Source organism: Candidatus Nanopelagicus hibericus, assembly GCF_002288005.1.
Classification (GTDB): Bacteria; Actinomycetota; Actinomycetes; order Nanopelagicales; family Nanopelagicaceae; genus Nanopelagicus; species Nanopelagicus hibericus.
In genome coordinates this window covers 527,243-548,777 of the sequence record NZ_CP016771.1, presented here as the reverse complement: position 1 = coordinate 548,777, position 21,535 = coordinate 527,243, and the positions used below count along the sequence as shown (strand labels likewise).

Sequence of the window (21,535 nt, the reverse complement as noted above, 5' to 3'; positions counted from 1 at the left end):
GGCTTATTTAGATCAGAGTATTAGCGACGGCGATATCGTTTAGGTTGATTGCGAGGTCCGCGATCACTGGATTGAACTGAAGAGGTTGGCGCAACTGATTTATCGCCACGACTTCCAACTCGTTTTGCAAGTGCCTGCATTGCTGGTTCACGCTCACGCAAAACCGCTAAAATAGGTGTCGCGATAAAGATAGAGGAGTAGGTTCCAGTGGCAAGTCCAATGAAGAGTGCTAGAGATAAATCTTTCAGAGTTCCAGCGCCAAGTAATCCAGCACCAACAAATAAAATAGAGCCAACCGGCAATAATGCAATTAATGAGGTATTGAAGGAACGAACTAAGGTTTGATTGACCGCTAGATTAGCAGCTTGTGAATAAGTGCTCTTGCCGCTTGCTGCAATACCCTTAGTATTCTCTCGCACCTTATCAAAAACAACCACTGTGTCATAGAGTGAGTAACCCAAAATTGTTAAGAATCCTATTACCGTAGCCGGTGTTACCTCGAAACCAACCAAAGCGTAAATTCCCACGGTGATGAACACATCATGCACCACAGAAATAATTGCAGCTAGCGCCATCTTTGATTCAAAAGCCATTGCTAAATAGAGCATTACTACCAATAGGAATCCAATTAATCCGTATATTGCCTTACGTGTGATCTCCTCACCCCAAGAAGGACCAATAATTTGAGAATCAATTGAGTCCACGGTGACATTAAATTTTGAAGCAAGGTTTGCTTCAACTGCATTTTGCTCTACTGCGGTCAAAGCATCTGTTTGAATCCGAACCTTGTCATTTCCAACTTTTTGAATAATAGTTTGGGATTTAATTCCTGCCTCAGTCAGTGCACTTTCGGCAGTTTGAACTGAAGCATTATTGGATGTGACGGTGAAGGATGACCCACCCTTAAACTCAATTCCAAGGTGCAAACCTTGAGTGAATAAAGTTGCAGCTGAAGCAAGTATTAATAAGCCTGAGATTGCGTACCAAATCTTACGTTTGCCAATAAAATCAATAGAGGTTTCACCCCTATATAGCCGGCCGCCTAATCCTGAGAACTTAGCCATTGTTTGACCCCCCTGATTGCATAACAGTTTTATCAATCACACCTAAAGATTTGGCAGAAAATCCAGATAGTTTGTGACCCTGGCTATAAAACGGGAAACGTGCCAGCACTGTTACTAAAGGTTTTGTGAAGAAGAAAACAACAATTAAGTCGATAACGGTAGTGAGTCCAAGAGTAAATGCGAAGCCTCGAACACCACCGACTGCAAAGAAGTAGAGCATTAAAGCAGCAATCATCGAAACAGCATCTGCCACAATAACGGTGCGTCGAGCTCGAACCCAACCAGTTTCAACCGCTGATTTGAGAGATTTTCCTTCTCGCACTTCATCTCTAATGCGTTCGAAGTAAACAATAAAGGAATCTGCAGTAATACCAATCGCCACAATAACTCCAGCAATACCAGCTAATGTGAGTGTAAATCCAATGGTTTCTCCAAGTAACAAAATCGATAAAAATGCCATGACCGATGCCACCAACAATGAACCCACCGATACAAGGCCAAGTCCTCGGTAATAGAGCATTGAATAAATTATTACAAGTAATAATCCAAGAACTCCGGCTATCAAGCCACCTCGCAACTGGTCAGCACCTAAAGAAGGAGAGACCTGTTGGACCTCACCGCGATCAAAAGCCAGTGGTAGGGCGCCATATTTAAGTACATTAGAAAGATCTTGTGCCTCTGGCTGGGTAAAATTTCCAGTTATTTGCGCAGTACCAGTATTAATTGGTTCATTAATTCTTGGAGCAGAGTAAACCAAGCCATCTAAAACTATTGCTGCCTGATTTTGTGGTTGTGGCAGCGAGGTCAATCTGGTTGTCATTGCACCAAATTTGGTTGTGCCTTCTCCGTCAAAATCTAGCGTCACATACCAACCAGATGCTCCTTGTGGATCAAGTAATGCACTTGCCTTTGTGACTTGTCGACCTAAAACTTCAGCAGGTGCCAAGATATATTTAGCAATACCGTCTCGGTCACAACTTACTACTGCTACCGCTTCGTTGCTACTAGAGCCACCTTGTCTGTTTTGTGGCAGAGTGCAATCTAGTGCTGCATATTGCGTATTTAATTCTGGAGTTACCCCTGGTGGTAATGTTGCAGTTGCAGTGTCGTTTGAAAGTGTTGTGGAATTTGCTGCACCCTCTGCTAAAACCGGGCGAAATCTTAACTCTGCTGTTTGTCCCACTAAATCGACAATTCGGCGACCAGTCTCACCTGGAACTGAGATTACGATCTGACGATTAACACCTGTTCCTTGGGCTGAAACTTCAGATTCAGCAACTCCAAGTGAGTTAACACGTTGGCGAATAATTTCAACCGCTTGATCAATTGCCTCTGCTGTAACTTTTCCACTTTCACCCTGTTCAATTCTTGGCTGCAAAGTTACGCTTGTTCCACCTTGTAGGTCTAAGCCCAACTTAAAAGTGGTGGCGCCTAGTACAAATGCAACTCCAGTAAATCCGAGAATTGTCAGCAACAGAATTGCGATTGTTCGAACAGCTCTGGATTGAGTATTTGCAATTTTATTAGCAGACATGAGGGGTAATTCTAGGCTGAGGGGAGATTATTGAGAAATCCACGCCAATGAGGATGGAATTAATCAAGTATTTATTGGTTTATTGCGCAATATCTGGGTCTTGATCAAACAAAGTTGCATCAGTTCCAATTTGAACTGAGAGTGGTGGTTTCATACCAAGGTGCATCCACCCCGCTGCAGTCGCTACTCGACCACGCGGAGTTCTAGCTAAAAAACCAAGGCGAACTAAAAATGGTTCTGCTAAGGATTCGATAGTTTCAATCTCCTCCCCTACCGCCATAGCAAGAGTGGATACGCCAACTGGGCCGCCATTAAAATTTTTAATTAATGCCGTAAGCACAGATTTGTCTAATCTATCAAGACCAATCTCATCAACCTCATAAATCTTCAATGCAGCTTGGGCATGACTTAATTGAACTATCTTCTCTTTATTCACTTGAGCGTAATCTCGCACTCTGCGTAGAAGTCGATTTGCTACCCGTGGTGTGCCACGCGATCTAGATGCAATCTCTGAAACTGCCAAATCATCTATCTCAATATCTAACAATTGACCGCTGCGTTTGATTATTTGAAACAACTCCTCTGATTCATAAAAATCCAATTGAGCGGTGAAGCCAAATCGATCACGAAGTGGGCTTGGTAGTAAACCTGCCCGGGTTGTGGCTCCGACTAAAGTGAAATGTGGTAGCTCCAGTGGAATTGAGGTTGCACCCGCACCTTTACCGACAATTACATCAACTCGAAAATCCTCCATGGCCAAATAGAGCATCTCCTCCGCTGGTCTAGACATCCGATGGATCTCATCCATGAAAAGAATTTCACCCTCCACCAAAGAAGAAAGTATTGATGCTAAATCTCCAGCGTGCTGAATTGCAGGACCAGAGGTAATTCTGATTGGAGTATCCATTTCAGATGCCACAATCATTGCAAGTGTGGTCTTACCTAATCCGGGTGGACCAGAAAATAGAATGTGATCTGCTGGTGATTTACGCTCTTTAGCAGCGGAGAGTAAAAGATCTAATTGATCTCGCACACGATATTGACCAACAAACTCTTTAAGGCTCTTAGGTCGTAGCGCAAGCTCTGCTACCCGCTCTGCCTCATCAGCATTTTGATTGCTTATCTCACCACTCATTTAATTTTTACCCCCAATTTTCAGGGCCAATTTCAATACCTGCGCGGCGGATAAGCCATCTATCTTTTCACTACTCATAACCGCCTTAAGCATGGAGTTTGATTCCTTAACGGAATAACCCAATCCTTGCAGAGCATTTTCAACCTGATTAGATAATGCAAGATTTGCATTTACCTTTCCACCTGCAAATGCCAACGCCTTATCTCTTAATTCCAGTACTAATCGCTGTGCTCCCTTTTTACCCAAACCTGGAACTGCTTCTAAAGATTTTAAATCAGATGATGCAATTGCAGATGCAATACCTGCTGCACCAGAGTTCGCCAAAATAGATTGGGCAACTTTAGGTCCAATTCCAGTTACCGAAAGCAAAAGTTCAAAGAATTCACGATCAACGAGATCACTAAAACCAAAGAGAATTAAGGCATCCTCTCGAACAATCAAATAAGTATGAAAACTAACCTGTTCTCCCACTTGCAAAGTCGATGCCACGCGCGCTGGTACCTGTAGGAGCACCCCAACACCTCCCACCTCAACAACTACGCAGTTAACTGCTGTTGATTTTACTTTGCCAGTTATTGAGCTAATCATTTTTTCTTACTCGCCTTTTTCTTCGCTTTAGCTAATCTTGCATTGCCCACTCCACGCCAATGATGGCAGATCGCAAGGGCTAGAGCATCGGTGGCATCTACTGGTTTCGGGATTTCCTTCAGTTTTAACAGACGTTTTACCATTTGTGCCACCTGTTTCTTATCAGCCCGACCAGAACCGGTTACCGCTGCTTTAACCTCGCTGGGGGTGTGCATGACTACAGGAATACCAACTTTTGCAGCTAAAAGTAAGGCAACTCCTGCAGCCTGCCCGGTTGCCATCGCTGTTTTAACATTTAGTTTTGAAAATACCCGCTCTACTGCAACCACATCTGGCTGATACTTATTAATCCAGATTGAGATTTCTTTTTCCAACTGCAGCAATCTTTGATCAAGGGATACATCAATATCTGTTTTTATTACTCCAACTGCGATCAACGCAAGTTTTTGGGGACCAGTTGAATCAACTACACCAACACCACACCTGGTCAATCCAGGATCTATCCCCAAAACGCGCATAGTGCAAGCCTAATCAGCGCGAAATACTTATGAACTAAGGCTCGCCATTACCTCATCTGAAACATCAAAGTTTCCATAAACATTTTGAACATCATCTAAATCCTCTATAGCTTCAATCAACTCAAACACCTTTTTTGCAGTATCGGTATCAATTGGTATTGACATTGTTGGCAGGAATGAAGAGTCTGCAGATTCATAATCAATACTGGCTGTTTGCAAGGATTTACGAACTGCAACTAAATCTGCTGGCTGGCAAACTATCTCAAAAGCTTCAGATAATTCATTTACCTCTTGCGCCCCCGCATCCAATACCACCTCCAGTAATGCCTCTTCACTAACCTTTGCGCCTTGCTTTGAAACAATTACCACACCTTTGCGATTAAATAGATATGAAACCGAACCAGGATCTGCCATTGTGCCGCCATTTCTAGTCACTGCAACCCGTACTTCAGAGGCAGCGCGATTGCGATTATCAGATAAACACTCAATCAGCAGCGCAACCCCTCCTGCTGCATACCCCTCATACATAATTGTTTCCCAAACTTTTCCACCAGTCTCAAGACCAGCGCCACGTTTAATCGCTCGATCAATGTTATCGGCCGGTACTGAATTCTTTTTTGCCTTTGTAACAGCGTCAAATAATGTTGGATTACCACTCATATCAGCGCCACCAACCCGAGATGAAACTTCAATAGCCTTTATTAATTTAGCAAAATTTTTAGAGCGCCTTGAATCTAAAATTGCCTTTTTGTGTTTGATGGTTGCCCATTTGGAATGACCGCTCATATTTGCTCTCTAACTAATTATTTGAAGCTTGCTAACTCGCGGCAGATAACTTCAACGAAGTACTTGTGAACCCGATTATCACCAGTTAACTCGGGATGAAATGAGGTTGCCAATAAATGCCCTGATCTAACCGCCACTGGGTGTTTTACTCCACTCGCATCAGAAATTTCAGATAAAACTTCAACATTTGCACCAACTGACTCCACCCAAGGGGCACGTATGAAGACTGCACGTATCGCTGGTTCGGTAATACCTTTAAATTTAATATCGGTTTCAAAAGAATCTACTTGGCGACCAAAAGCATTTCTCCGAACCACCATATCAATTCCACCAAATGTCTCTTGGCCTTCAATTGCATCATTGACTACATCAGATAGCAAGATCATTCCAGCGCATGAACCATAGGTAGGCATGCCTGATTTAATTCGATCAGAGATCAAAGCGAATAAATCAAAGGATCTAGCCAGCTTTGCAATCGTGGTTGATTCACCACCAGGAATTACTAACGCAGATATGGCGTCAATCTGCTTTTTGGTATTTACCGCCTGTGCATCTACGCCACAATCGCTGAGCGATTTAATATGTTCGCGCACATCACCTTGGAGTGAAAGTACTCCAATTTTCACAGCTACCAGCCCCGCTCCGCAAGACGGTGGGGCACTGGGATATCAGCAACATTAATTCCAACCATTGCCTCCCCTAAACCACGAGAAACTTCGGCGATAACTTTTGCGTCGGTGTAATAAGTAACTGCTCTAACACAAGCGGCAGCACGCTTTGCTGGATCGCCTGATTTGAAAATTCCAGAGCCAACAAATACTCCATCTGCACCCAGTTGCATCATCATCGCTGCATCTGCTGGTGTTGCAATGCCACCTGCAGTAAATAGCACAACCGGTAGTTTTCCAGTACTTGCAACTTCCTTTACCAAATCATAAGGAGCTTGCATCTCTTTTGCTGCAACATATAACTCATCTTCGCGCATTGCAGATAGCCGACGCATCTCAGCTGAAATGGTACGCATGTGTGTTGTGGCGTTTGAAACATCACCAGTTCCTGCTTCGCCCTTAGAGCGGATCATCGCTGCACCCTCATTAATTCGACGAAGTGCCTCACCTAGATTTGTAGCACCACATACAAACGGAATAGTAAAATTCCACTTATCGATGTGGTTTGCGTAATCTGCTGGGGTTAAAACCTCTGACTCATCGATGTAGTCAACTCCGAGAGTTTGTAAGACTTGTGCTTCTACAAAATGACCAATTCTTGCTTTTGCCATTACAGGGATTGAAACAGCTGCTTGAATAGCGGTGATCATGTCTGGATCAGACATACGAGCAACTCCACCTTGGGCACGAATATCTGCTGGCACACGCTCTAACGCCATTACCGCAACAGCGCCCGCATCTTCCGCAATTTTCGCTTGCTCAACATTTACAACATCCATAATTACGCCGCCTTTAAGCATCTCTGCCATGCCGCGCTTTACTCGTGCTGTGCCTGTCTCTTTAGACATTTTTACTCCCCGTTAACTTGCTAGCCCCCTATTGTACTAATTACTTTCAGGAGGCAAGGACTATTAAATGAAGCCTTGATCACACAGGAAAGGGCAGATTAAGGGGTTAAAACCGGTGGGGTGTCTGTGAGAAATATCCAGGTACGCCCAGGTTTGAAGTTTGCGATCTCACCATCTGCAGTTCGCCAGGTTGTTAACTCCGTCTCTAGATCACGCTGCCACTTAAGTTGATAACTAAAACCATCCCTAAGCATCACAGCTTTGCCCATTCCGGTGGTCTTACTAAACGGCGTAATTTCACCAAACTTATCACCGTAAATAGATGGCGTGATTGAAACAATCTGAATGATTGCATTATCAGCAAATAAATGTTCACCAGAGGCTGCGATATTGGGTTGATCATTAAAGTAAATAAGCCACTTGCTATTTACCACATCCCAACGCAATTCATATTTAGCATTTGGCCACTTAACCTTTGCCGATACTGTGAGAGTTTCACCTTTATTTGGATTTCCAAAAATAAAAGGGGCAACAGTTGCAGAATCAATCTTTATTTTTGGATTTGATTTGGCTCGCTGCAGCAGTAAATCTGGCTTTAAGATCATATTAAATGGTCCCGGCCTAGTTTTATCTGTGATGTAAATCGTTGGCGGATTGCGTTCTGCTGAAATATTCTCCAAGTTTGCCGCTGCGATTACTGGTCGCATTTTGGATTGGGCGCCACTATATGCAAAGCCGACGCGACCGAACTGTGCCAACAACTCAATATCAGATATTCGAGCTGATCGAACTGGACCAATTAGGGGTGGTAACTTTGAGGTGTACACAGCAGCCAATCTTGTTAAGCCACCCTCAACCTGTTCCACATAAACGATGTCAGCATCTTCAATACCAATTTGTGGGTGGGCATACTTTGTATCATCTACTTTCACCACCAAGATTTGATTGTTGGTGCCTGGCAAACCATTGAAAAGATTTTTTGCAATCTCAGGTTCGGATTGAAAAATGCCGGTTTTAGGAATACCAGTTATCGAGATTACAAGTACCGATACCGAAAGTATTAAAAGTGAGCGTCTTACTAGCCTCACAAAATATCATCCTCAAACTCATATCGAATCGGCAGTGGTGCCTTACCAGCTAATCTAAATATGCGAATTAACGGTTTTGATCTGACATTTCTCGTGGCATTAACCGCCTCTAAATGAATGTTGATCGCTAATTTAATTTTTGCAGTTAAATCCGCAAGTTCAACTAACAATTCTGAGGGTAGGGCCAGTGAATTATCAACGACTGAACCCTGAACTAATTTTAAAGATTCTGATAACACACTCTCCACCGCAGAACGCTCCTTGAGTTGGGCGCTTCTAGCATTGACGGCTGAACTAGAGATTAAATAGGCAGTCGCTGGATCCAGGTTTGATTCAGAAACAATCTCATGGGCAAGTGCTGCTCGTTTTTGCAAAAGTGAATCCAAGGTTGCCCAAGAAGTTTCAACCCTATGGTGTAATCGATCCAACCTTGAGGCTAAAAAGGAGAGGTACCACCCCAGTAAAACTACGACAAGAATTGCAAACAAGGTTTCTAAACTCAACGTCTGCTCCAAAATCTGTTTTCAGAAGATAACCGGACCTTATCGCCACTTGCTATTGCCATCTCGTAAACATGTTCAATCTGCTCAGCAACTACCTGCCAATCATACTTTTGTGCGCTTAGTTTTCCATTCTCCGCTAGTTTTTTTCGCCTTTCATCATCCCTTAGAAGAGCGACTAAAACTTTTGCCAAATCAGCACTGTCACCATTTTTAAATAGGTCACCTGCAGCACCATTTTCAAGCACAGCTTTAAAGGCAGGAATATCACTTGCCACCACTGCAGTTCCAGATGAAAGTGCTTCAGTTAAAATTATACCGAAAGACTCACTTCCGGTGTTTGGTGCTACATAAATCTGAACTGTTTTTAAAAAACTCATTTTTTCATCATCTGTTAACAATCCTAAAAACTTAACTCTGCTTTGCAATTGTGGATTCAAATCCTTTAGGTAGGATTCGCTATCCCCTGGACCTGCGATCAGATACACGACATCTGGGATGAACCGTGAAACTATTGCTAGAGAATCAAGTAATACTTGTAAACCCTTACGAGATTCCTCAAATCGACCTATAAATCCAACTGTATGACCACCAGAATAATCAGTTGAAATTTTCGCATTGGCATAACGCTGGCCATCAATACCATTCGGAATAACTACTGCGTCAGTATCGAAATGATCCTTCAAGGTTGATCTTGCTAACTCACTAACAGCAATCCTGGCAGTTAACTTCTCAACAATAGGTTCTAATATTGGCCCAATCGCATAGATTGCTTTTTTCTTTTGAGTTGATACATGAAATGTGCCGACCAAGGGCCCCTCGGCCGCAGAGCAGGCAAGCAGTGACAAGGATGGGATGGCTGGTTCATGAAGATGCAGCAGATCAAAATCCTCTGAGGCGATCCACTGTTTAGCTCTAGAGCTTGCCACTGGTCCAAAAAGAATTTTTGCTACCGAACCATTAACTGGAATTGAAATCGGTTTGCCAGCATTCACCACATAATCTGCAATCTTTGCGGAGTCATCACTAACTGGTGTCAGCACTGAAACGTAATGGCCCTCTTCAATTAAATGATCAGCCAGATCTTTGATGTGTGTTTGCACGCCCCCTGGAGTATCCCAACCATAAGGACAAACCATGCCAATTCTAATTTTCTTCATCTAGCCAGATCCTTTGCAACATGTGCCAATCTACTGGTGAAGCTTTAATGCGCTTTGCAAAATTATCTGCCATTGATTGCGTAATGCTCTTTATTGAATCCGCTTCACTACCACCAATTGGAGGCTTAATTGTTTCATCAAAAGTGATTTCAATTCCAGTATCTAGATAACGAATATATGCAGTGATCAATGGTGAGCCAGTCTTTAGAGCTAATATCGCAGGACCTGCCGGCATTTTTGCAGTATGGCCAAAGAAGTTCACCTCGATACCATTTCTAGACATATCGCGATCTGCAACAAGGGCAACTAGTTTTCCAGCTTTTAATCTATCAACTAAAATTGGAATGGTCTTTTCCTTATGGCTTATTGCCTCAATTCCAATGCTTTGGCGATATGCAAGAAATTTGTTAAAAATTGCCTCTGGCTTTAATTTTTCCACCACAGCTGTGACCGGAATACCAGTCGAACAAAAATAAGCAGCAGCATGATCCCAATTACCAGAGTGTGGCAATGCGATTATGCATCCTCGTTTGCTTTCAATCGGATCCCGAAGCAAGTTTTCGCGCACCACAAAAGTGGTTTCGATAACCCTTGCTTTACTCCATTTGTTAAGTCGAAAAGTATCAAACCAGTACCGTAGATAAGATCTCATCCCAGCTTTTGTTAGTTTTTTTAATTCAACTGCAGATAACTCTGGCATCACCTTTTGGTAGTTGCTACGCAGACGCTTTACACCTCTGCCTTGACGTCGATAGATTTGATCGGAGATTAAATTTGCCAATTTATACGCCATTCTCTCTGGCAGTACTCCGATCAATCGCCAGGCAAATAGATAAAGCAAATGCATTTATTTCACCGCTTTATAAACAATCATCATTCGCTGTACCATGGTAAAAATTGAAATCAAAGCAATGATCCACACTCCTACCGCCATTGCATAATCAACTCCAAGCCCATGTAGACCATAAGCGGTAAGAATTATGACAACTCGCTCACCTCTTTCGGCTAAGCCACCATCACATTTAATCAATAATGATTCAGCTCGAGCTTTTATGTAAGAGACCATAAAGGAGGCGAAAGTTGCAGCTAGTAAAACCGGCACCAATCGGTCCTGTTGATCAATAAGATAAATAAGTGCGCCAATAAATATCGCCCCATCACTTACTCGATCTAATGTGGAATCAAGAAGTGCTCCCCATTTGCTTATTCCTTTGTTGGAGGCCCTAGCAACCGCTCCATCAAACAAATCAAATGCCACGAAGAGACTGACCCAGATGACTCCCACAAAAAATCTGCCATCAGCGAAAAAATATAGTGCGCTCACCACGCTACCTAGGCCGCCGATAGTGGAGAGTAAATTGGCACTCACCCTCATTTTGATCAAAGTTTTGACCAATGGCGCAATAATTTTGGCGACAGGATCACGCAATGAACGCTGCAACATAATTACCATCGTAGGCTTATAGATCATGGCCGACCTAATTAACGCACGGTTTATCTTGGGAATATCTCCTGGGAATGAGGAAATTAGCACCGCACTTGGGCTGCCAGTTGCCAAGATTGATGACCCATCCTTAATTACCGCAGATGTAGTTGTGGTGGTCGCTAGTGCAAAAACTGGAATTGATCCAAATCTAGTCGCACAATGGAATACTTTTCGCGAATTGTATGTGCCAACTATTGTTGCAATTGTTGATTTTGAAGATGGTGATGTTGATTTTGAAGATATGAGCGCCATAGTTGGCAAAATGCTGGAGCCAGTTTTGACGCCATACCTAGTCTTACATGCTGATGACGGTGAGCCAACTGCGCTCATAAATCTTGAAGATCAAATGATTACAGATTACTCATCAAAATCTTCTGCCAAAATTCCCAGCGATTTAGAGCATCGAGAATTAATTTTGGAGTTTAAAGAGGAGCTTCATAATGCACTTATCGAGGGTGGCTGGGATCAATTCTCCGCAGGTTTAATCATTCCCGCGATTCCATTAATTCTTAAAAACAAATTAGGTGTGGCAGAGATAAAACACTTCCTAAATTTGATTCCAACCCGCAGCTAATTGTTCTCTGCTTTCTTGTAGTAACTTTGGTATTACCTTGGTTTTGCCAATGATCGGCATAAAGTTTGCATCTCCACCCCATCGCGGAACTATGTGTTGATGAAAGTGGCCGGCAATTCCCGCCCCCGAGACGCTGCCCTGATTGATACCAATATTAAATCCCACCGCCCTGCCGACCTTTCGCAAAACTTTCATTGCATGCGAGGTGAGCTCTGAAACTTCGTTCCGCTCTGATGATGTTAACTCTGGTAATTCTGCAACATGCCGATTAGTACAAACTAGCAAGTGACCTGCGTTGTATGGATAAAGATTCATTACTACATACACCTCTTTACCCCTGGCAACTATTAATGCCTCTGGATCTGCCAAATTTGTAATTTTGCAGAAAGGACAAACAACTTCATTATCAGGAAGTGGCCGATTCTCCCCTTCCAAATATGACATTCGATGTGGTGCCCACAACCTCTGCCAACTATCTGGCATACCGGCTCCACCCGTAATGGATTGATCACTCATCAAATTTGTTTGCGATCTTTTATGGCAGCTAACACTTCATCAATTGCTGACTTGATTGGTATTTGATTTTTCTGTTCGCCATTTCGATACCTAAATGAGACTGCATTTAAAGCCATATCCTCATCGCCAGCAATCATCATAAATGGAATCTTTTCAAGTTGAGCATTTCGAACCTTTTTCTGCATCCGATCATCTGAAGTATCAATATCAATTCGAATACCAGCCTTTTTAAATTGGGTAAGCACATCACTTAGATAAGGAATTATTGAATCTGCCACTGGTATTGCACGCACCTGCACTGGTGCCAACCACGGCGGAAAAGCACCTGCATAATGTTCAGTTAACACACCAAAGAATCTTTCAATCGAACCAAATAATGCTCGGTGAATCATCACCGGCTGCTTTCTGCTGCCATCAGAGGCTGCATAACCCAAATCAAATCTTTGCGGAAGTTGGAAATCAACTTGAATTGTGGACATCTGCCAGGTGCGTCCAATCGCATCCTTGACCTGAACAGAGATTTTTGGCCCATAAAAAGCTGCCCCGCCTGGATCCATTACAAACTCGAGTTTTTGTTTCTCCGCAGCTTTCCTTAACGCTTCAGTGGCGCTCTCCCAATCTCGCTCATCTCCTACTGATTTCTCTGGGTTTCTAGTTGAAAGTTCAAGATAAAAATCAGATAGGCCATAATCACGAAGCAAATTTAAAACAAATGTCAGCAATGAATCCAATTCATCAGCCATCTGTTCTTTAGTGCAATAAATATGTGCGTCATCTTGGGTAAAACCTCTGGCTCGAGTTATGCCGTGAACCACCCCTGATTTTTCATATCGGTAGACGGTGCCAAACTCAAATAATCTAAGCGGAAGATCTCGATAAGATTTTGGGGTTGACTGGTAAATGAGATTATGAAACGGACAGTTCATCGGCTTCATGTAATACTTTTGGCCCGCTCTTTTAATTGTGCCATCTGCGTGTAACTCTTCATCCATCACCATCGGTGGATACATACCATCTGCATACCACTGTAAATGTCCGCTGGTTTCAAAGAGTGCTGCTTTAGTTAGGTGAGGTGAGTAAACAAATTGATAATCCTCCTCCTCATGCCGCTTTCTTGAATAATCCTCCATAGTTTTTCTGACAATTCCACCCTTTGGGTGAAAAACTGCCAACCCGGAACCGATCTCCTCTGGAAATGAAAACAAATCTAACTCCGCACCCAGCTTTCGATGATCTCGCTTTTCCGCCTCCGCCAGTAGATGTAAATATTGATCGAGCCCCTCTTGTGTTGGCCAAGCGGTGCCGTAAATTCTTTGCAACATTGGATTTTTTTCGGATCCCCGCCAGTAAGCCCCTGCTGCCCGCATTAACTTAAAAGCTGGAATATGTTTTGTTGATGGTAAATGTGGACCTCGACATAAATCTCGCCAAACCGGATTTCCATCCCTGCCTAAATTGTCATAAATAGTTAATACCGATCCACCCACCTCAACACTTGATTCATCACCGGCATCAGTAGATTTCAATCCAATTAATTCACATTTATACGGTTCACCCTTTAATTCTGCTAGCCCTTCTTTTTCACTAACCACCCGCCGCCGAAATCTTTGACCGGCTTTGATAATTTTGCGCATTGCACTCTCTAGTTTTTCTAGATCATCTGGTGTAAATGGATTTTTTGGGTCGAAGTCATAATAAAAACCATCAATTATTGGTGGACCAATTCCAAGTTTTGTCTGCGGAAATACCTCTTGCACCGCTTGGGCCAAAACATGCGCAGTGGAGTGTCGCAGCACATTAAGTCCATCAGGAGATGAGATCAAAACTGAGTCAACAACATCACCATCTGCTAAATCACTCCAAAGATCCTTCAGTTCACCATTTATGCGACAAACAACTACATCTTTTTGATCTTCATATAAGTGAGTCGGCTTTTGATCAGCGGTGATTGTTTGAGATTTGCCATCAACGGTGATCTTTATTTGGCCGGACATACCGCTAGGTTAGCAAAGCGAGCGATAAAGAAGCGTGATTATCGAGTAGATGCGTACCAGAAAACCATTAAAACTAGCGAAGCAAATGTAAGGGCAGCGACAATCATCAATCGATGCCGTTTTTTAATCTTCACCGCATCAGCCGCCTGATTAGCTACATTTTTTGCTTGTCTTAGCAGGCGGGCAGCCCATGCAAATTCAGAGGCCAAAATTCCAAGTCCAGTAAATATGATCAGCCAACCTGGGCCTGGTGCCACCAATGCAACAACGCCAACAAGTGTAATTAGACCACCTAACACCCCAACTAATACTCGTTTGGCAATTGAATTCATGGAGTTATCTTACTCTGCAAAAAATCAGCAAAATCACCAATTAATTTTCTTCCATTTGCACTTTCACTAAATAGTGTGTCATCAACCTTGCTCACATGCTGAATAAGCCTGATAGATGAGCAGGTATAAATCCCTTGCGCATGAAGCAACTGCTCATAAGTAAAAAGTGATTGGTTCACACCAAATGAGCTAAGCAGTATCTCTCGCATTACTCCGGGTAGACAGCCTGATTCATCTGCTGGAGTTACAAATCCGTTTTCGGTGAGAATTATTAGATTTGAAAATCCACTCTCAACTACATGATCATTCTCATTAACAAATATCGCATCTGTATACCCGGCTGCCTGTGCACGCCTGACTGCCGACATAGATTGCCCGTAGGAGATTGATTTAATTCCGGCAAGCACCGCTTTAGAACTTACCCTCTCCTTCATCCTCATTAAGGTAACGGGCTTATTGCTCTCTTCAACTGCTTCCAGTGAAATCATCCAATTACCATCTGCTAAAACTGTTAGTCGAATCTTTGATTTGCCTACAACTCCTGCCAGTAACTTTGTTAGAGCCAGATCTAAATCAATTCGAGCGGGTATAGAGATGGATATCTGTTCTGCTGCTTTTGCTAGACGTGCATAATGCCTCGGCCAGGCTATTGGAGATTCACCGATGCCAAGTATGGTTTCAAATAAACCATCACCTCTTAATAAGGAATCTGAAAAAGGCAGCTTTGATGGATCACCAGCAATTTCACCATTTACTAATAGCTTCACAACACTGCACCTGAAGCAATTGAGATTAATCTCTTTGCTTTCAACTCGGTCTCTTCCCACTCAGCTGCTGGCTCACTTTGCCAGGTTATGCCAGCACCGGTTCCAAAATGAATCTTGCCAACTTTTTCCGACCAAAAAATCCTAATTCCAACCGATAAAACTGCCTTACCGCCCTCTACAAATCCAATCACACCACAGTATGGACCACGCTTCACCTTTTCGATCTCCGCAATTGCTTTGAGTGCAGAGGATTTAGGAGCGCCACTTATTGAACCTGCTGGCAGGAGATATTTTGCAATATCTACCCAAGTGATCTCAGATCGCAACCTGCCAACTACATCTGAGACCAAATGAAAGAGCCCTGGATGTGCCTCAGTTGCAAGCAACCTGGGAACATCCACACTGCCACTCGCACAGATGCTGCCAAAATCATTTCGCATTAAATCAACAATCATTACATTTTCAGCTCTATCTTTTTCACCAAAATAATCACTTTTTGATGTTCCCTTAATTGGCGTGCATTTGATGTTTGCACCATCTTTTTCTAAAAATAACTCAGGTGAGGCTGAGGCAATCTCTAAATTTGGTAGGTTCAAATAGCATGAGTAAGGAGCGGGATTATCACTTTGTAATCTATTACTTAATCCTTGCAAGGATTGATCAGAATCAGCTGTGAGCACTCGGCAAAGATTCACCTGATAAATATCACCTGCTGCAATTTTCTCTTTAATCTTAATTACATTTTCCTGGTAGATATCTCTGCTCTGTGATGAATGCCAAGTAGTTGAGATACTTCCCCAAGAACTCTTTGTCAGCGGTGCAGCCACAACTGTTGCAAATCGTGCGCATATCCATTCACCTTCAAATGTGCAGACCACCGCCCAAAAACCTGGTTTATCCAAACTGGCAGGATCATTTGAGATCTCAACACAATCAGTAGCAAGCCGTCCGGCCATCCAAAAGCTTGCATCGCTTAACTTCATGTTTGAACGCTACCTCTCACGATCGGCTTGATGTAAGTAGATGAAGTGTGTGTAAAATTGCAATTGTGCCAAGGCTGGCATAATGCGATAGATTTCACCCGCATTACGCGGACGTAGCGCAGTTGGTAGCGCGGAACCTTGCCAAGGTTCAGGTCGCGGGTTCGACCCCCGTCGTCCGCTCTGAAAAAAGTGCATAAATTTTCTCCTGAATAAATGCTAGGTCGGATGGCCGAGAGGCGAGGCTCGGGACTGCAAATCCCGCTACACGGGTTCAAATCCCGTTCCGACCTCCAACAGTTAAGCTTTAGGTGGGCGAGAAAATATTCCTGCACAATTTTCTATACTCAACTCACCAGCTGAGTGAGGAACAACAATCGCATCGCCAATATTTACCCTTATTGCACTTGCGTTACTAAATTTCATTAGGCCGTTGCCAGCCAAGGCTAGAAATACGCCAAAACCTGGTTCTACTCTGCGACTATCACCAGTTAAATAATCTGCTCGAAAGAAATCATCCGCAATTGATTTAAATATTGCATGGGAGATGCTTTGAGTAGATTCAAACCTGCTTATTATTTGCCCCTGCTGCTTATCAGTGAGCGGCTCCAGCTGTAGTGCATCAAGTGCGGTGTCAAAGCCAAGATTAAGGTGTCCATCCTTATCACCATCAACTGCAAAACCATCCCACTCCAGCAATATTGATAGATCAGTTGGCTCCTGCAGCTCTAGAACAAATATCCCCGACTCAATTGCATGTGGCACACCCGCTGGAACAAAAACAGCATCTCCTGCCTGCACCTGTTTAAACTCAAGTGAGTTAAGCAAGCCAGTTGAATCATGGTTACTAACTAGCGCCGCCACCTCATTTTTTGCCATCTGATTTTTAAATCCGATACCAACTTTTGCACCAACTGGCGCCTCTAAAATAATCCATGCCTCAGTCTTGCCATGATTTAACTGCAATTTTTCCTTAGCAAACCTCTGATCGGGATGGTAATGAACCGGCAATCTCTGATCTGGATCTAAAAGTTTTACTAAAATCTCAGTTGAAATACCAAATCTTTGGATGTGTTTCTCACCTAACCAAGATTTTGGATCAGCAGCAACCGCATCTTTTAGCAGTTGCCCATTGGGTAACTTGGAAAGACCATTTTCTTGCTGGCCAAACCGTGTGGTGGTTGATGCAATCCACTCCTCTGGCCGCATTGGACCACCTGGTCCATTGCGCAATTTGCCGATGCGATAACCACCCTTGTAAAAATGGTCAAACTGATTTGAGGGCAATTTCGCAGGTTGGGGTACAAAACTACTCATCTTGCTAGTTTAAGGGTTAAAGTATTTCCATGCTAGAAAAATCAGAGCGCCCGTGGGGTCGATATGAGGTGCTGCAAGAAGGTGCTACCTATAAGGTTAAATCAATTCATGTTTCACCTGGCAAGCGTCTTTCTTATCAACGCCATCAAAAACGCAGTGAGCATTGGTATATAACTGATGGAAGTGGTGAGGTCACATTAAATGGCGAAGTTCAAAAGGTCGCTCGGGGTTCCATAGTCGAAATCCCGCAAGGAATGCTGCATCGAATAAGCAATACTGGCAATGCTGAATTAATCTTTATTGAGGTTCAAACCGGTAGCTACTTTGGTGAGGATGATATTGAACGTGTTGAGGATGATTTCGGTCGCTAGTACACTTTAAATTACGGACGATTAGCGCAGCGGTAGCGTACTTCCTTGACATGGAAGGGGTCACTGGTTCGATCCCAGTATCGTCCACACAGATTCGAAGATATCAAATAAGAATGTTAATTACTCCAGCAACGATTAATAGCACCAGTGCTACCCAATCAACCTTTGCAACCCTGCTAATTTCGGAATTAAGCCCTTCGATTGACCAAGTTAACAATAAGAATGAAGCGACACTAATTAATCCAATACAAATTGCTATTGGTTGGTACTCACTTTTAAAGACTGACAGCAATAAAAAAAGACCAATAATTGCAAATAGGACAGCGCGGTGACGTAACAGGATCTCAGTATTTGAGTCCGAGAGAGAGATTCCATAAAGCTTTGTTAGTGAATCTGAACCTAAAACTCCCACAACAGGCAGGAGGTGTATAACAGCAAGGATAAATAGTATTGATGAAACTATAATTTTCATTTGAGCTCCAGTTACCCCTCCAACACAACTATAGGAGAAATGTTAAGATTCCAAGATCCAAATCTACTATTTGTCTACCCCATCGTGTAATATCTGAACCAAGTAGGAATTTCATCTATAGGGATATACCAATCGAACATATCCACGAGTCGATCCCAGTATCGTCCACTTAATAGAATCTAGATCAGTTAGACTTACGCAATTAACTTTGCTAAAGCCGCATCGTGAAACTGAGAATTAATCTGAAAGGTATTTATGAATCAACAGATGTTTGATCAAGTAAAAGCCGGTAAAGGTTTCATCGCCGCATTAGATCAAAGCGGTGGCAGCACCCCAAAGGCATTAAAGCTTTACGGTGTGGATGAGTCTGAGTACTCAGGAGATGAAGCAATGTTTGATCTTATTCATAAAATGCGCTCTAGATTAATCAAATCTAGGGTTTTCACTGGTGATCGTATTGTTGGCGCAATTTTGTTTGAGATGACAATGCAGCGCCAGATTGATGGCATGGGCAGCGCTGAGTTTTTGTGGAACAAGAAAAAGATTGTGCCCTTTCTAAAGGTTGATAACGGCTTAGCTGCTGAAAGCAATGATGTGCAATTAATGAAGTCAATTCCTGAGTTATCTGCCCGAATTGCAGCGGCAAATAAACATGGCGTATTTGGGACAAAGATGAGATCTGTAATAAACCTTGCTAACGCTGCTGGTATTGAAGCAGTGGTCGCTCAACAATTTGAGATTGGTAAAGAGATTATTGCTGGTGGGCTAATTCCAATTATTGAGCCGGAGGTTAATATCAAGAGTGCTCAAAAAGAGCAGGCGGAGGAGATTTTGAAAACCTCTCTCTTAAATCACTTAAACAAGTTAAGTGATTCACAAACTGTGATGTTGAAGCTCTCACTTCCAACAAAGCCAAATCTTTATCAAGAGTTAGTAGCCCACCCACGAGTACTAAAGGTTGTTGCACTCTCTGGTGGATATAGCCGAGATGAGGCAAATAAGATGCTGGCCCAAAACAATGGTGTTATCGCCTCATTTTCCAGAGCCCTCACCGAAGGATTATCTGCAAAGCAAAGTGATGATCAATTTGATGCGATGTTGGATTCAACAATTCAATCTATCTATGACGCATCTGTTAATAAAAAATAGGGCGTAAATGAAGCGTTACTCTGCGCAAGAAGATGGCGCTTGGGTCTCTGAGTTCATCTCATCTCGTAGAACTACTAGAGATTTTCAACCCACACCCGTACCGCCTGAGTTAATTGATCAGATATTAAAGGATTCTTTAACTGCGCCAAGTTGGTCAAACACCAGACCTTTTAAGGTGGCGGTAGCAACTGGTGAGGTGAGAGATCGAATTAGCAATGAGTTTTTATCTCGCTGGCAGGCACTTTCTGCTGCAATGCGCGGTGGCATCTGGAGCAAAATAAAATTGTTTATTAAGCGCCATGGTCTGCCAACTAGTAATCGCATCATTCTTAAACCTTATGTAGCTGAGTTAAAACCAAGAGCGCAAAGAGTTGGTAAGGAGCTTTATGGCTCATTAGGAGTGCAACGCGGTGATAAGGCTGAACGAGATAAGCAATGGGGAAGAAATTATGAATTCTTTGGTGCTCCAGTTGCGATGTTTGTCTATATCCATAAGAGCTTACATATTTACGCAGCAGCTGATGCTGGCCTAATGATGGAAAATTTGATGTTATCTGCTCATGCCCACGGTCTTGGCACCTGCGCCCAAGGCGCGGTTGCCTTTTGGGATGATGCGATTAGGGAAGAGTTTGAGGTTTCAAAGGATTACCGATTGCTATGTGGCATCGCAGTTGGTTACCCATCAGATGCACCAGTTAACTCATTTCAAGCCCATCGAATTGGGTTAGATGAGTTATTACTCAAACCTAAACTGTTAGGCAGTTAAGTAACCCTAATAGCGCCTGCACAAGAATTTAACAACTATTTTTTAGAAATTGAGAGTAAATCTAGTATCAAAATGGAGCCAAGAATTACCAGTGCTGCCCCAAATAGCTGAATTACAGTAATCGCTTCATTTAGATAGAAGGCCCCGATTAACACAGCCACAACCGTTACCAAAAACTCAACTGAGATAGATCTAGTTGCACCAATCTTTGAAACCAACGAGAAGTAGATTACATAGCAAAATGCGCTACAAAAAACTGCCAGGCTTACCATATACAACCAATCCATTGGCACTAGCCCTGCCTTTATTGGCACAAACAGCAAAATCGGTGAGGTAAAGAGCCCACCAAAGAAGAAGGCGCCAATTACCTGCTCCCAATTACCAACTGATGACATTTTCAACTTTGAGTAATTACTACCAAAGGCTGCGCTCATACAACCAAATAAGCATACAAAAAAGCCCAAGAAGAATTGATCACCAAACTCACCGCTTGGAAAACCCACCAGAAAAATGATTCCAACAAAGCCCAGCAATAAACCTATAAAGCCTGATCGATCAATGTTTTCAATCTTCATTAATCGACCAATAACTGAGGAAAATAATGGAATTGCGCCAACTAGGATCGCAGTTAATGCCGTTCCAATTCTTGGTACAGCCAGAGATAAACCAATTAATTGAAATGTCACAGAGGTTAACCCAAGGATTGCGAAATGTTTCACCCCAATTGAAAAATCTAATTTCTTTCTAATTATTGCCGCCAGTAGCAAAACACTGCCACTGGCAATAAAGGCTCGGACTGAGATTGCAGCTGCCCAATCAAAGGCTTCCACCACTCTAAGTAGTAATAGAAATGAGACTCCCCAAAGCAGGGCGAGGATTGTAAATTTAGTTGAGATCTCAGCCTTCATTTAGGTAAGGCTAG

At 42.9% G+C, this 21,535-nt stretch carries 25 protein-coding genes and 3 tRNA genes; 7 read left to right on the top strand and 21 right to left on the bottom strand.

Annotation, left to right across the window (positions count from 1 at the left end; genetic code table 11):
* Positions 1-20 precede the first annotated feature (20 nt).
* The 13 genes from secF to pgsA all read right to left on the bottom strand — a co-directional run bounded on the left by secF (position 21) and on the right by pgsA (position 11,333).
* Positions 21-1,064 (bottom strand): protein translocase subunit SecF, encoded by a 1,044-nt coding sequence (secF, locus tag B1s21160_RS02925; protein WP_095672366.1) that lies wholly within the window; start codon positions 1,062-1,064, stop codon positions 21-23.
* On the bottom strand, positions 1,057-2,598 hold the full coding sequence (gene secD / locus B1s21160_RS02920; protein ID WP_095672365.1) for a protein translocase subunit SecD: 1,542 nt from the start codon (positions 2,596-2,598) through the stop codon (positions 1,057-1,059). Before secD ends, secF begins: the two co-directional genes overlap by 8 nt.
* 79 nt (positions 2,599-2,677) lie before the next feature.
* Positions 2,678-3,733 (bottom strand): Holliday junction branch migration DNA helicase RuvB, encoded by a 1,056-nt coding sequence (gene ruvB, locus B1s21160_RS02915; protein WP_095672364.1) that lies wholly within the window; start codon positions 3,731-3,733, stop codon positions 2,678-2,680.
* Positions 3,734-4,321 carry a Holliday junction branch migration protein RuvA gene (gene ruvA / locus B1s21160_RS02910; RefSeq protein ID WP_095672363.1) on the bottom strand — a complete coding sequence of 196 codons (588 nt, stop codon included), beginning with the start codon at positions 4,319-4,321 and terminating at the stop codon, positions 3,734-3,736.
* The gene (ruvC, locus tag B1s21160_RS02905; protein WP_095672362.1) at positions 4,318-4,839 is read right to left on the bottom strand and encodes a crossover junction endodeoxyribonuclease RuvC; all 522 of its coding nucleotides are present in this window, start codon (positions 4,837-4,839) and stop codon (positions 4,318-4,320) included. The genes ruvA and ruvC overlap by 4 nt, the downstream gene beginning before the upstream one ends.
* Before the next feature lie 27 nt (positions 4,840-4,866).
* The gene (locus B1s21160_RS02900; protein ID WP_095672361.1) at positions 4,867-5,625 is read right to left on the bottom strand and encodes a YebC/PmpR family DNA-binding transcriptional regulator; all 759 of its coding nucleotides are present in this window, start codon (positions 5,623-5,625) and stop codon (positions 4,867-4,869) included.
* Between the two features lie 17 nt (positions 5,626-5,642).
* Entirely contained in the window at positions 5,643-6,251 is a 609-nt protein-coding gene (pdxT, locus tag B1s21160_RS02895; RefSeq protein WP_095672360.1) for a pyridoxal 5'-phosphate synthase glutaminase subunit PdxT, read from the bottom strand.
* Between the two features lie 2 nt (positions 6,252-6,253).
* The gene (gene pdxS / locus B1s21160_RS02890) at positions 6,254-7,141 is read right to left on the bottom strand and encodes a pyridoxal 5'-phosphate synthase lyase subunit PdxS (protein ID WP_095672359.1); all 888 of its coding nucleotides are present in this window, start codon (positions 7,139-7,141) and stop codon (positions 6,254-6,256) included.
* Between the two features lie 98 nt (positions 7,142-7,239).
* Positions 7,240-8,229, bottom strand: a complete 990-nt coding sequence (locus B1s21160_RS02885) for a DUF3048 domain-containing protein (RefSeq protein ID WP_095672358.1) — start codon at positions 8,227-8,229, stop codon at positions 7,240-7,242.
* The gene (locus B1s21160_RS02880; RefSeq protein WP_095672357.1) at positions 8,226-8,732 is read right to left on the bottom strand and encodes a LemA family protein; all 507 of its coding nucleotides are present in this window, start codon (positions 8,730-8,732) and stop codon (positions 8,226-8,228) included. Before B1s21160_RS02880 ends, B1s21160_RS02885 begins: the two co-directional genes overlap by 4 nt.
* Positions 8,729-9,889 carry a glycosyltransferase family 4 protein gene (locus B1s21160_RS02875; RefSeq protein WP_095672356.1) on the bottom strand — a complete coding sequence of 387 codons (1,161 nt, stop codon included), beginning with the start codon at positions 9,887-9,889 and terminating at the stop codon, positions 8,729-8,731. The genes B1s21160_RS02880 and B1s21160_RS02875 overlap by 4 nt, the downstream gene beginning before the upstream one ends.
* Positions 9,876-10,736 (bottom strand): phosphatidylinositol mannoside acyltransferase, encoded by an 861-nt coding sequence (locus tag B1s21160_RS02870; protein WP_095672355.1) that lies wholly within the window; start codon positions 10,734-10,736, stop codon positions 9,876-9,878. The genes B1s21160_RS02875 and B1s21160_RS02870 overlap by 14 nt, the downstream gene beginning before the upstream one ends.
* Complete coding sequence (gene pgsA / locus B1s21160_RS02865) at positions 10,737-11,333, bottom strand: phosphatidylinositol phosphate synthase (protein WP_223297984.1); 597 nt, start codon at positions 11,331-11,333, stop codon at positions 10,737-10,739.
* A gap of 25 nt (positions 11,334-11,358) precedes the next feature.
* Between pgsA and B1s21160_RS02860 the strand changes: the two genes are divergently transcribed.
* Positions 11,359-11,949, top strand: a complete 591-nt coding sequence (locus tag B1s21160_RS02860; RefSeq protein ID WP_095672354.1) for a hypothetical protein — start codon at positions 11,359-11,361, stop codon at positions 11,947-11,949.
* Here B1s21160_RS02860 and B1s21160_RS02855 read toward each other — a convergent pair.
* The 5 genes from B1s21160_RS02855 to B1s21160_RS02835 are packed head-to-tail and all read right to left on the bottom strand — an operon-like array spanning position 11,923 to position 16,541.
* Entirely contained in the window at positions 11,923-12,465 is a 543-nt protein-coding gene (locus B1s21160_RS02855) for an HIT family protein (RefSeq protein WP_095672353.1), read from the bottom strand. The two genes, B1s21160_RS02860 and B1s21160_RS02855, sit on opposite strands and share 27 nt — an antisense overlap.
* Positions 12,465-14,459, bottom strand: a complete 1,995-nt coding sequence (thrS, locus tag B1s21160_RS02850) for a threonine--tRNA ligase (protein WP_095672352.1) — start codon at positions 14,457-14,459, stop codon at positions 12,465-12,467. The genes B1s21160_RS02855 and thrS overlap by 1 nt, the downstream gene beginning before the upstream one ends.
* Before the next feature lie 38 nt (positions 14,460-14,497).
* Complete coding sequence (locus tag B1s21160_RS02845; protein ID WP_095672351.1) at positions 14,498-14,791, bottom strand: PGPGW domain-containing protein; 294 nt, start codon at positions 14,789-14,791, stop codon at positions 14,498-14,500.
* Positions 14,788-15,558, bottom strand: coding sequence for an aminotransferase class IV (locus B1s21160_RS02840; protein WP_095672350.1), 771 nt, complete (start codon positions 15,556-15,558; stop codon positions 14,788-14,790). The genes B1s21160_RS02845 and B1s21160_RS02840 overlap by 4 nt, the downstream gene beginning before the upstream one ends.
* Positions 15,555-16,541, bottom strand: coding sequence for a chorismate-binding protein (locus tag B1s21160_RS02835; RefSeq protein WP_095672349.1), 987 nt, complete (start codon positions 16,539-16,541; stop codon positions 15,555-15,557). Before B1s21160_RS02835 ends, B1s21160_RS02840 begins: the two co-directional genes overlap by 4 nt.
* Positions 16,542-16,648: 107 nt before the next feature.
* On the opposite strand from B1s21160_RS02835, the gene B1s21160_RS02830 reads away from it, so the two are divergent.
* Positions 16,649-16,721: transfer RNA gene (locus tag B1s21160_RS02830), tRNA-Gly, on the top strand.
* A 39-nt stretch (positions 16,722-16,760) separates the two neighbouring features.
* A tRNA-Cys gene (locus B1s21160_RS02825) sits at positions 16,761-16,834 on the top strand.
* A gap of 4 nt (positions 16,835-16,838) precedes the next feature.
* Here the strand turns inward: B1s21160_RS02825 and B1s21160_RS02820 are convergent.
* On the bottom strand, positions 16,839-17,855 hold the full coding sequence (locus tag B1s21160_RS02820) for a class I mannose-6-phosphate isomerase (RefSeq protein ID WP_095672348.1): 1,017 nt from the start codon (positions 17,853-17,855) through the stop codon (positions 16,839-16,841).
* Between the two features lie 29 nt (positions 17,856-17,884).
* On the opposite strand from B1s21160_RS02820, the gene B1s21160_RS02815 reads away from it, so the two are divergent.
* Together B1s21160_RS02815 and B1s21160_RS02810 are read left to right on the top strand one after the other, a co-directional pair.
* Positions 17,885-18,226, top strand: a complete 342-nt coding sequence (locus B1s21160_RS02815; protein WP_095672347.1) for a phosphomannose isomerase type II C-terminal cupin domain — start codon at positions 17,885-17,887, stop codon at positions 18,224-18,226.
* 15 nt (positions 18,227-18,241) lie between these two features.
* Positions 18,242-18,313, top strand: a tRNA-Val gene (locus tag B1s21160_RS02810).
* A 16-nt stretch (positions 18,314-18,329) separates the two neighbouring features.
* Here the strand turns inward: B1s21160_RS02810 and B1s21160_RS02805 are convergent.
* Positions 18,330-18,698, bottom strand: coding sequence for a phosphopantetheine adenylyltransferase (locus B1s21160_RS02805; protein ID WP_095672346.1), 369 nt, complete (start codon positions 18,696-18,698; stop codon positions 18,330-18,332).
* 255 nt (positions 18,699-18,953) lie between these two features.
* On the opposite strand from B1s21160_RS02805, the gene B1s21160_RS02800 reads away from it, so the two are divergent.
* Together B1s21160_RS02800 and B1s21160_RS02795 are read left to right on the top strand one after the other, a co-directional pair.
* A complete protein-coding gene (locus tag B1s21160_RS02800; RefSeq protein WP_095672345.1) occupies positions 18,954-19,847 on the top strand; it encodes a fructose bisphosphate aldolase in 894 nt (297 codons plus the stop codon).
* Between the two features lie 7 nt (positions 19,848-19,854).
* Positions 19,855-20,613, top strand: coding sequence for a nitroreductase (locus B1s21160_RS02795; RefSeq protein ID WP_095672344.1), 759 nt, complete (start codon positions 19,855-19,857; stop codon positions 20,611-20,613).
* 35 nt (positions 20,614-20,648) lie between these two features.
* On the opposite strand, the gene B1s21160_RS02790 is transcribed toward B1s21160_RS02795, so the two are convergent.
* Positions 20,649-21,521, bottom strand: a complete 873-nt coding sequence (locus tag B1s21160_RS02790) for a DMT family transporter (protein ID WP_095672343.1) — start codon at positions 21,519-21,521, stop codon at positions 20,649-20,651.
* Positions 21,522-21,535: the final 14 nt, after the last annotated feature.

Coding starts and splice junctions, on each gene's coding strand:
- secF (WP_095672366.1), bottom strand. CDS start 1,064: ATGGCTAAGTTCTCAGGATTAGGCGGCCGGCTATATAGGGGTGAAACC.
- secD (WP_095672365.1), bottom strand. CDS start 2,598: ATGTCTGCTAATAAAATTGCAAATACTCAATCCAGAGCTGTTCGAACA.
- ruvB (WP_095672364.1), bottom strand. CDS start 3,733: ATGAGTGGTGAGATAAGCAATCAAAATGCTGATGAGGCAGAGCGGGTA.
- ruvA (WP_095672363.1), bottom strand. CDS start 4,321: ATGATTAGCTCAATAACTGGCAAAGTAAAATCAACAGCAGTTAACTGC.
- ruvC (WP_095672362.1), bottom strand. CDS start 4,839: ATGCGCGTTTTGGGGATAGATCCTGGATTGACCAGGTGTGGTGTTGGT.
- B1s21160_RS02900 (WP_095672361.1), bottom strand. CDS start 5,625: ATGAGCGGTCATTCCAAATGGGCAACCATCAAACACAAAAAGGCAATT.
- pdxS (WP_095672359.1), bottom strand. CDS start 7,141: ATGTCTAAAGAGACAGGCACAGCACGAGTAAAGCGCGGCATGGCAGAG.
- B1s21160_RS02875 (WP_095672356.1), bottom strand. CDS start 9,889: ATGAAGAAAATTAGAATTGGCATGGTTTGTCCTTATGGTTGGGATACT.
- B1s21160_RS02870 (WP_095672355.1), bottom strand. CDS start 10,736: ATGCATTTGCTTTATCTATTTGCCTGGCGATTGATCGGAGTACTGCCA.
- pgsA (WP_223297984.1), bottom strand. CDS start 11,333: ATGTTGCAGCGTTCATTGCGTGATCCTGTCGCCAAAATTATTGCGCCA.
- B1s21160_RS02860 (WP_095672354.1), top strand. CDS start 11,359: ATGGCCGACCTAATTAACGCACGGTTTATCTTGGGAATATCTCCTGGG.
- B1s21160_RS02855 (WP_095672353.1), bottom strand. CDS start 12,465: ATGAGTGATCAATCCATTACGGGTGGAGCCGGTATGCCAGATAGTTGG.
- thrS (WP_095672352.1), bottom strand. CDS start 14,459: ATGTCCGGCCAAATAAAGATCACCGTTGATGGCAAATCTCAAACAATC.
- B1s21160_RS02845 (WP_095672351.1), bottom strand. CDS start 14,791: ATGAATTCAATTGCCAAACGAGTATTAGTTGGGGTGTTAGGTGGTCTA.
- B1s21160_RS02835 (WP_095672349.1), bottom strand. CDS start 16,541: ATGAAGTTAAGCGATGCAAGCTTTTGGATGGCCGGACGGCTTGCTACT.
- B1s21160_RS02820 (WP_095672348.1), bottom strand. CDS start 17,855: ATGAGTAGTTTTGTACCCCAACCTGCGAAATTGCCCTCAAATCAGTTT.
- B1s21160_RS02815 (WP_095672347.1), top strand. CDS start 17,885: ATGCTAGAAAAATCAGAGCGCCCGTGGGGTCGATATGAGGTGCTGCAA.
- B1s21160_RS02805 (WP_095672346.1), bottom strand. CDS start 18,698: ATGAAAATTATAGTTTCATCAATACTATTTATCCTTGCTGTTATACAC.
- B1s21160_RS02800 (WP_095672345.1), top strand. CDS start 18,954: ATGAATCAACAGATGTTTGATCAAGTAAAAGCCGGTAAAGGTTTCATC.
- B1s21160_RS02795 (WP_095672344.1), top strand. CDS start 19,855: ATGAAGCGTTACTCTGCGCAAGAAGATGGCGCTTGGGTCTCTGAGTTC.
- B1s21160_RS02790 (WP_095672343.1), bottom strand. CDS start 21,521: ATGAAGGCTGAGATCTCAACTAAATTTACAATCCTCGCCCTGCTTTGG.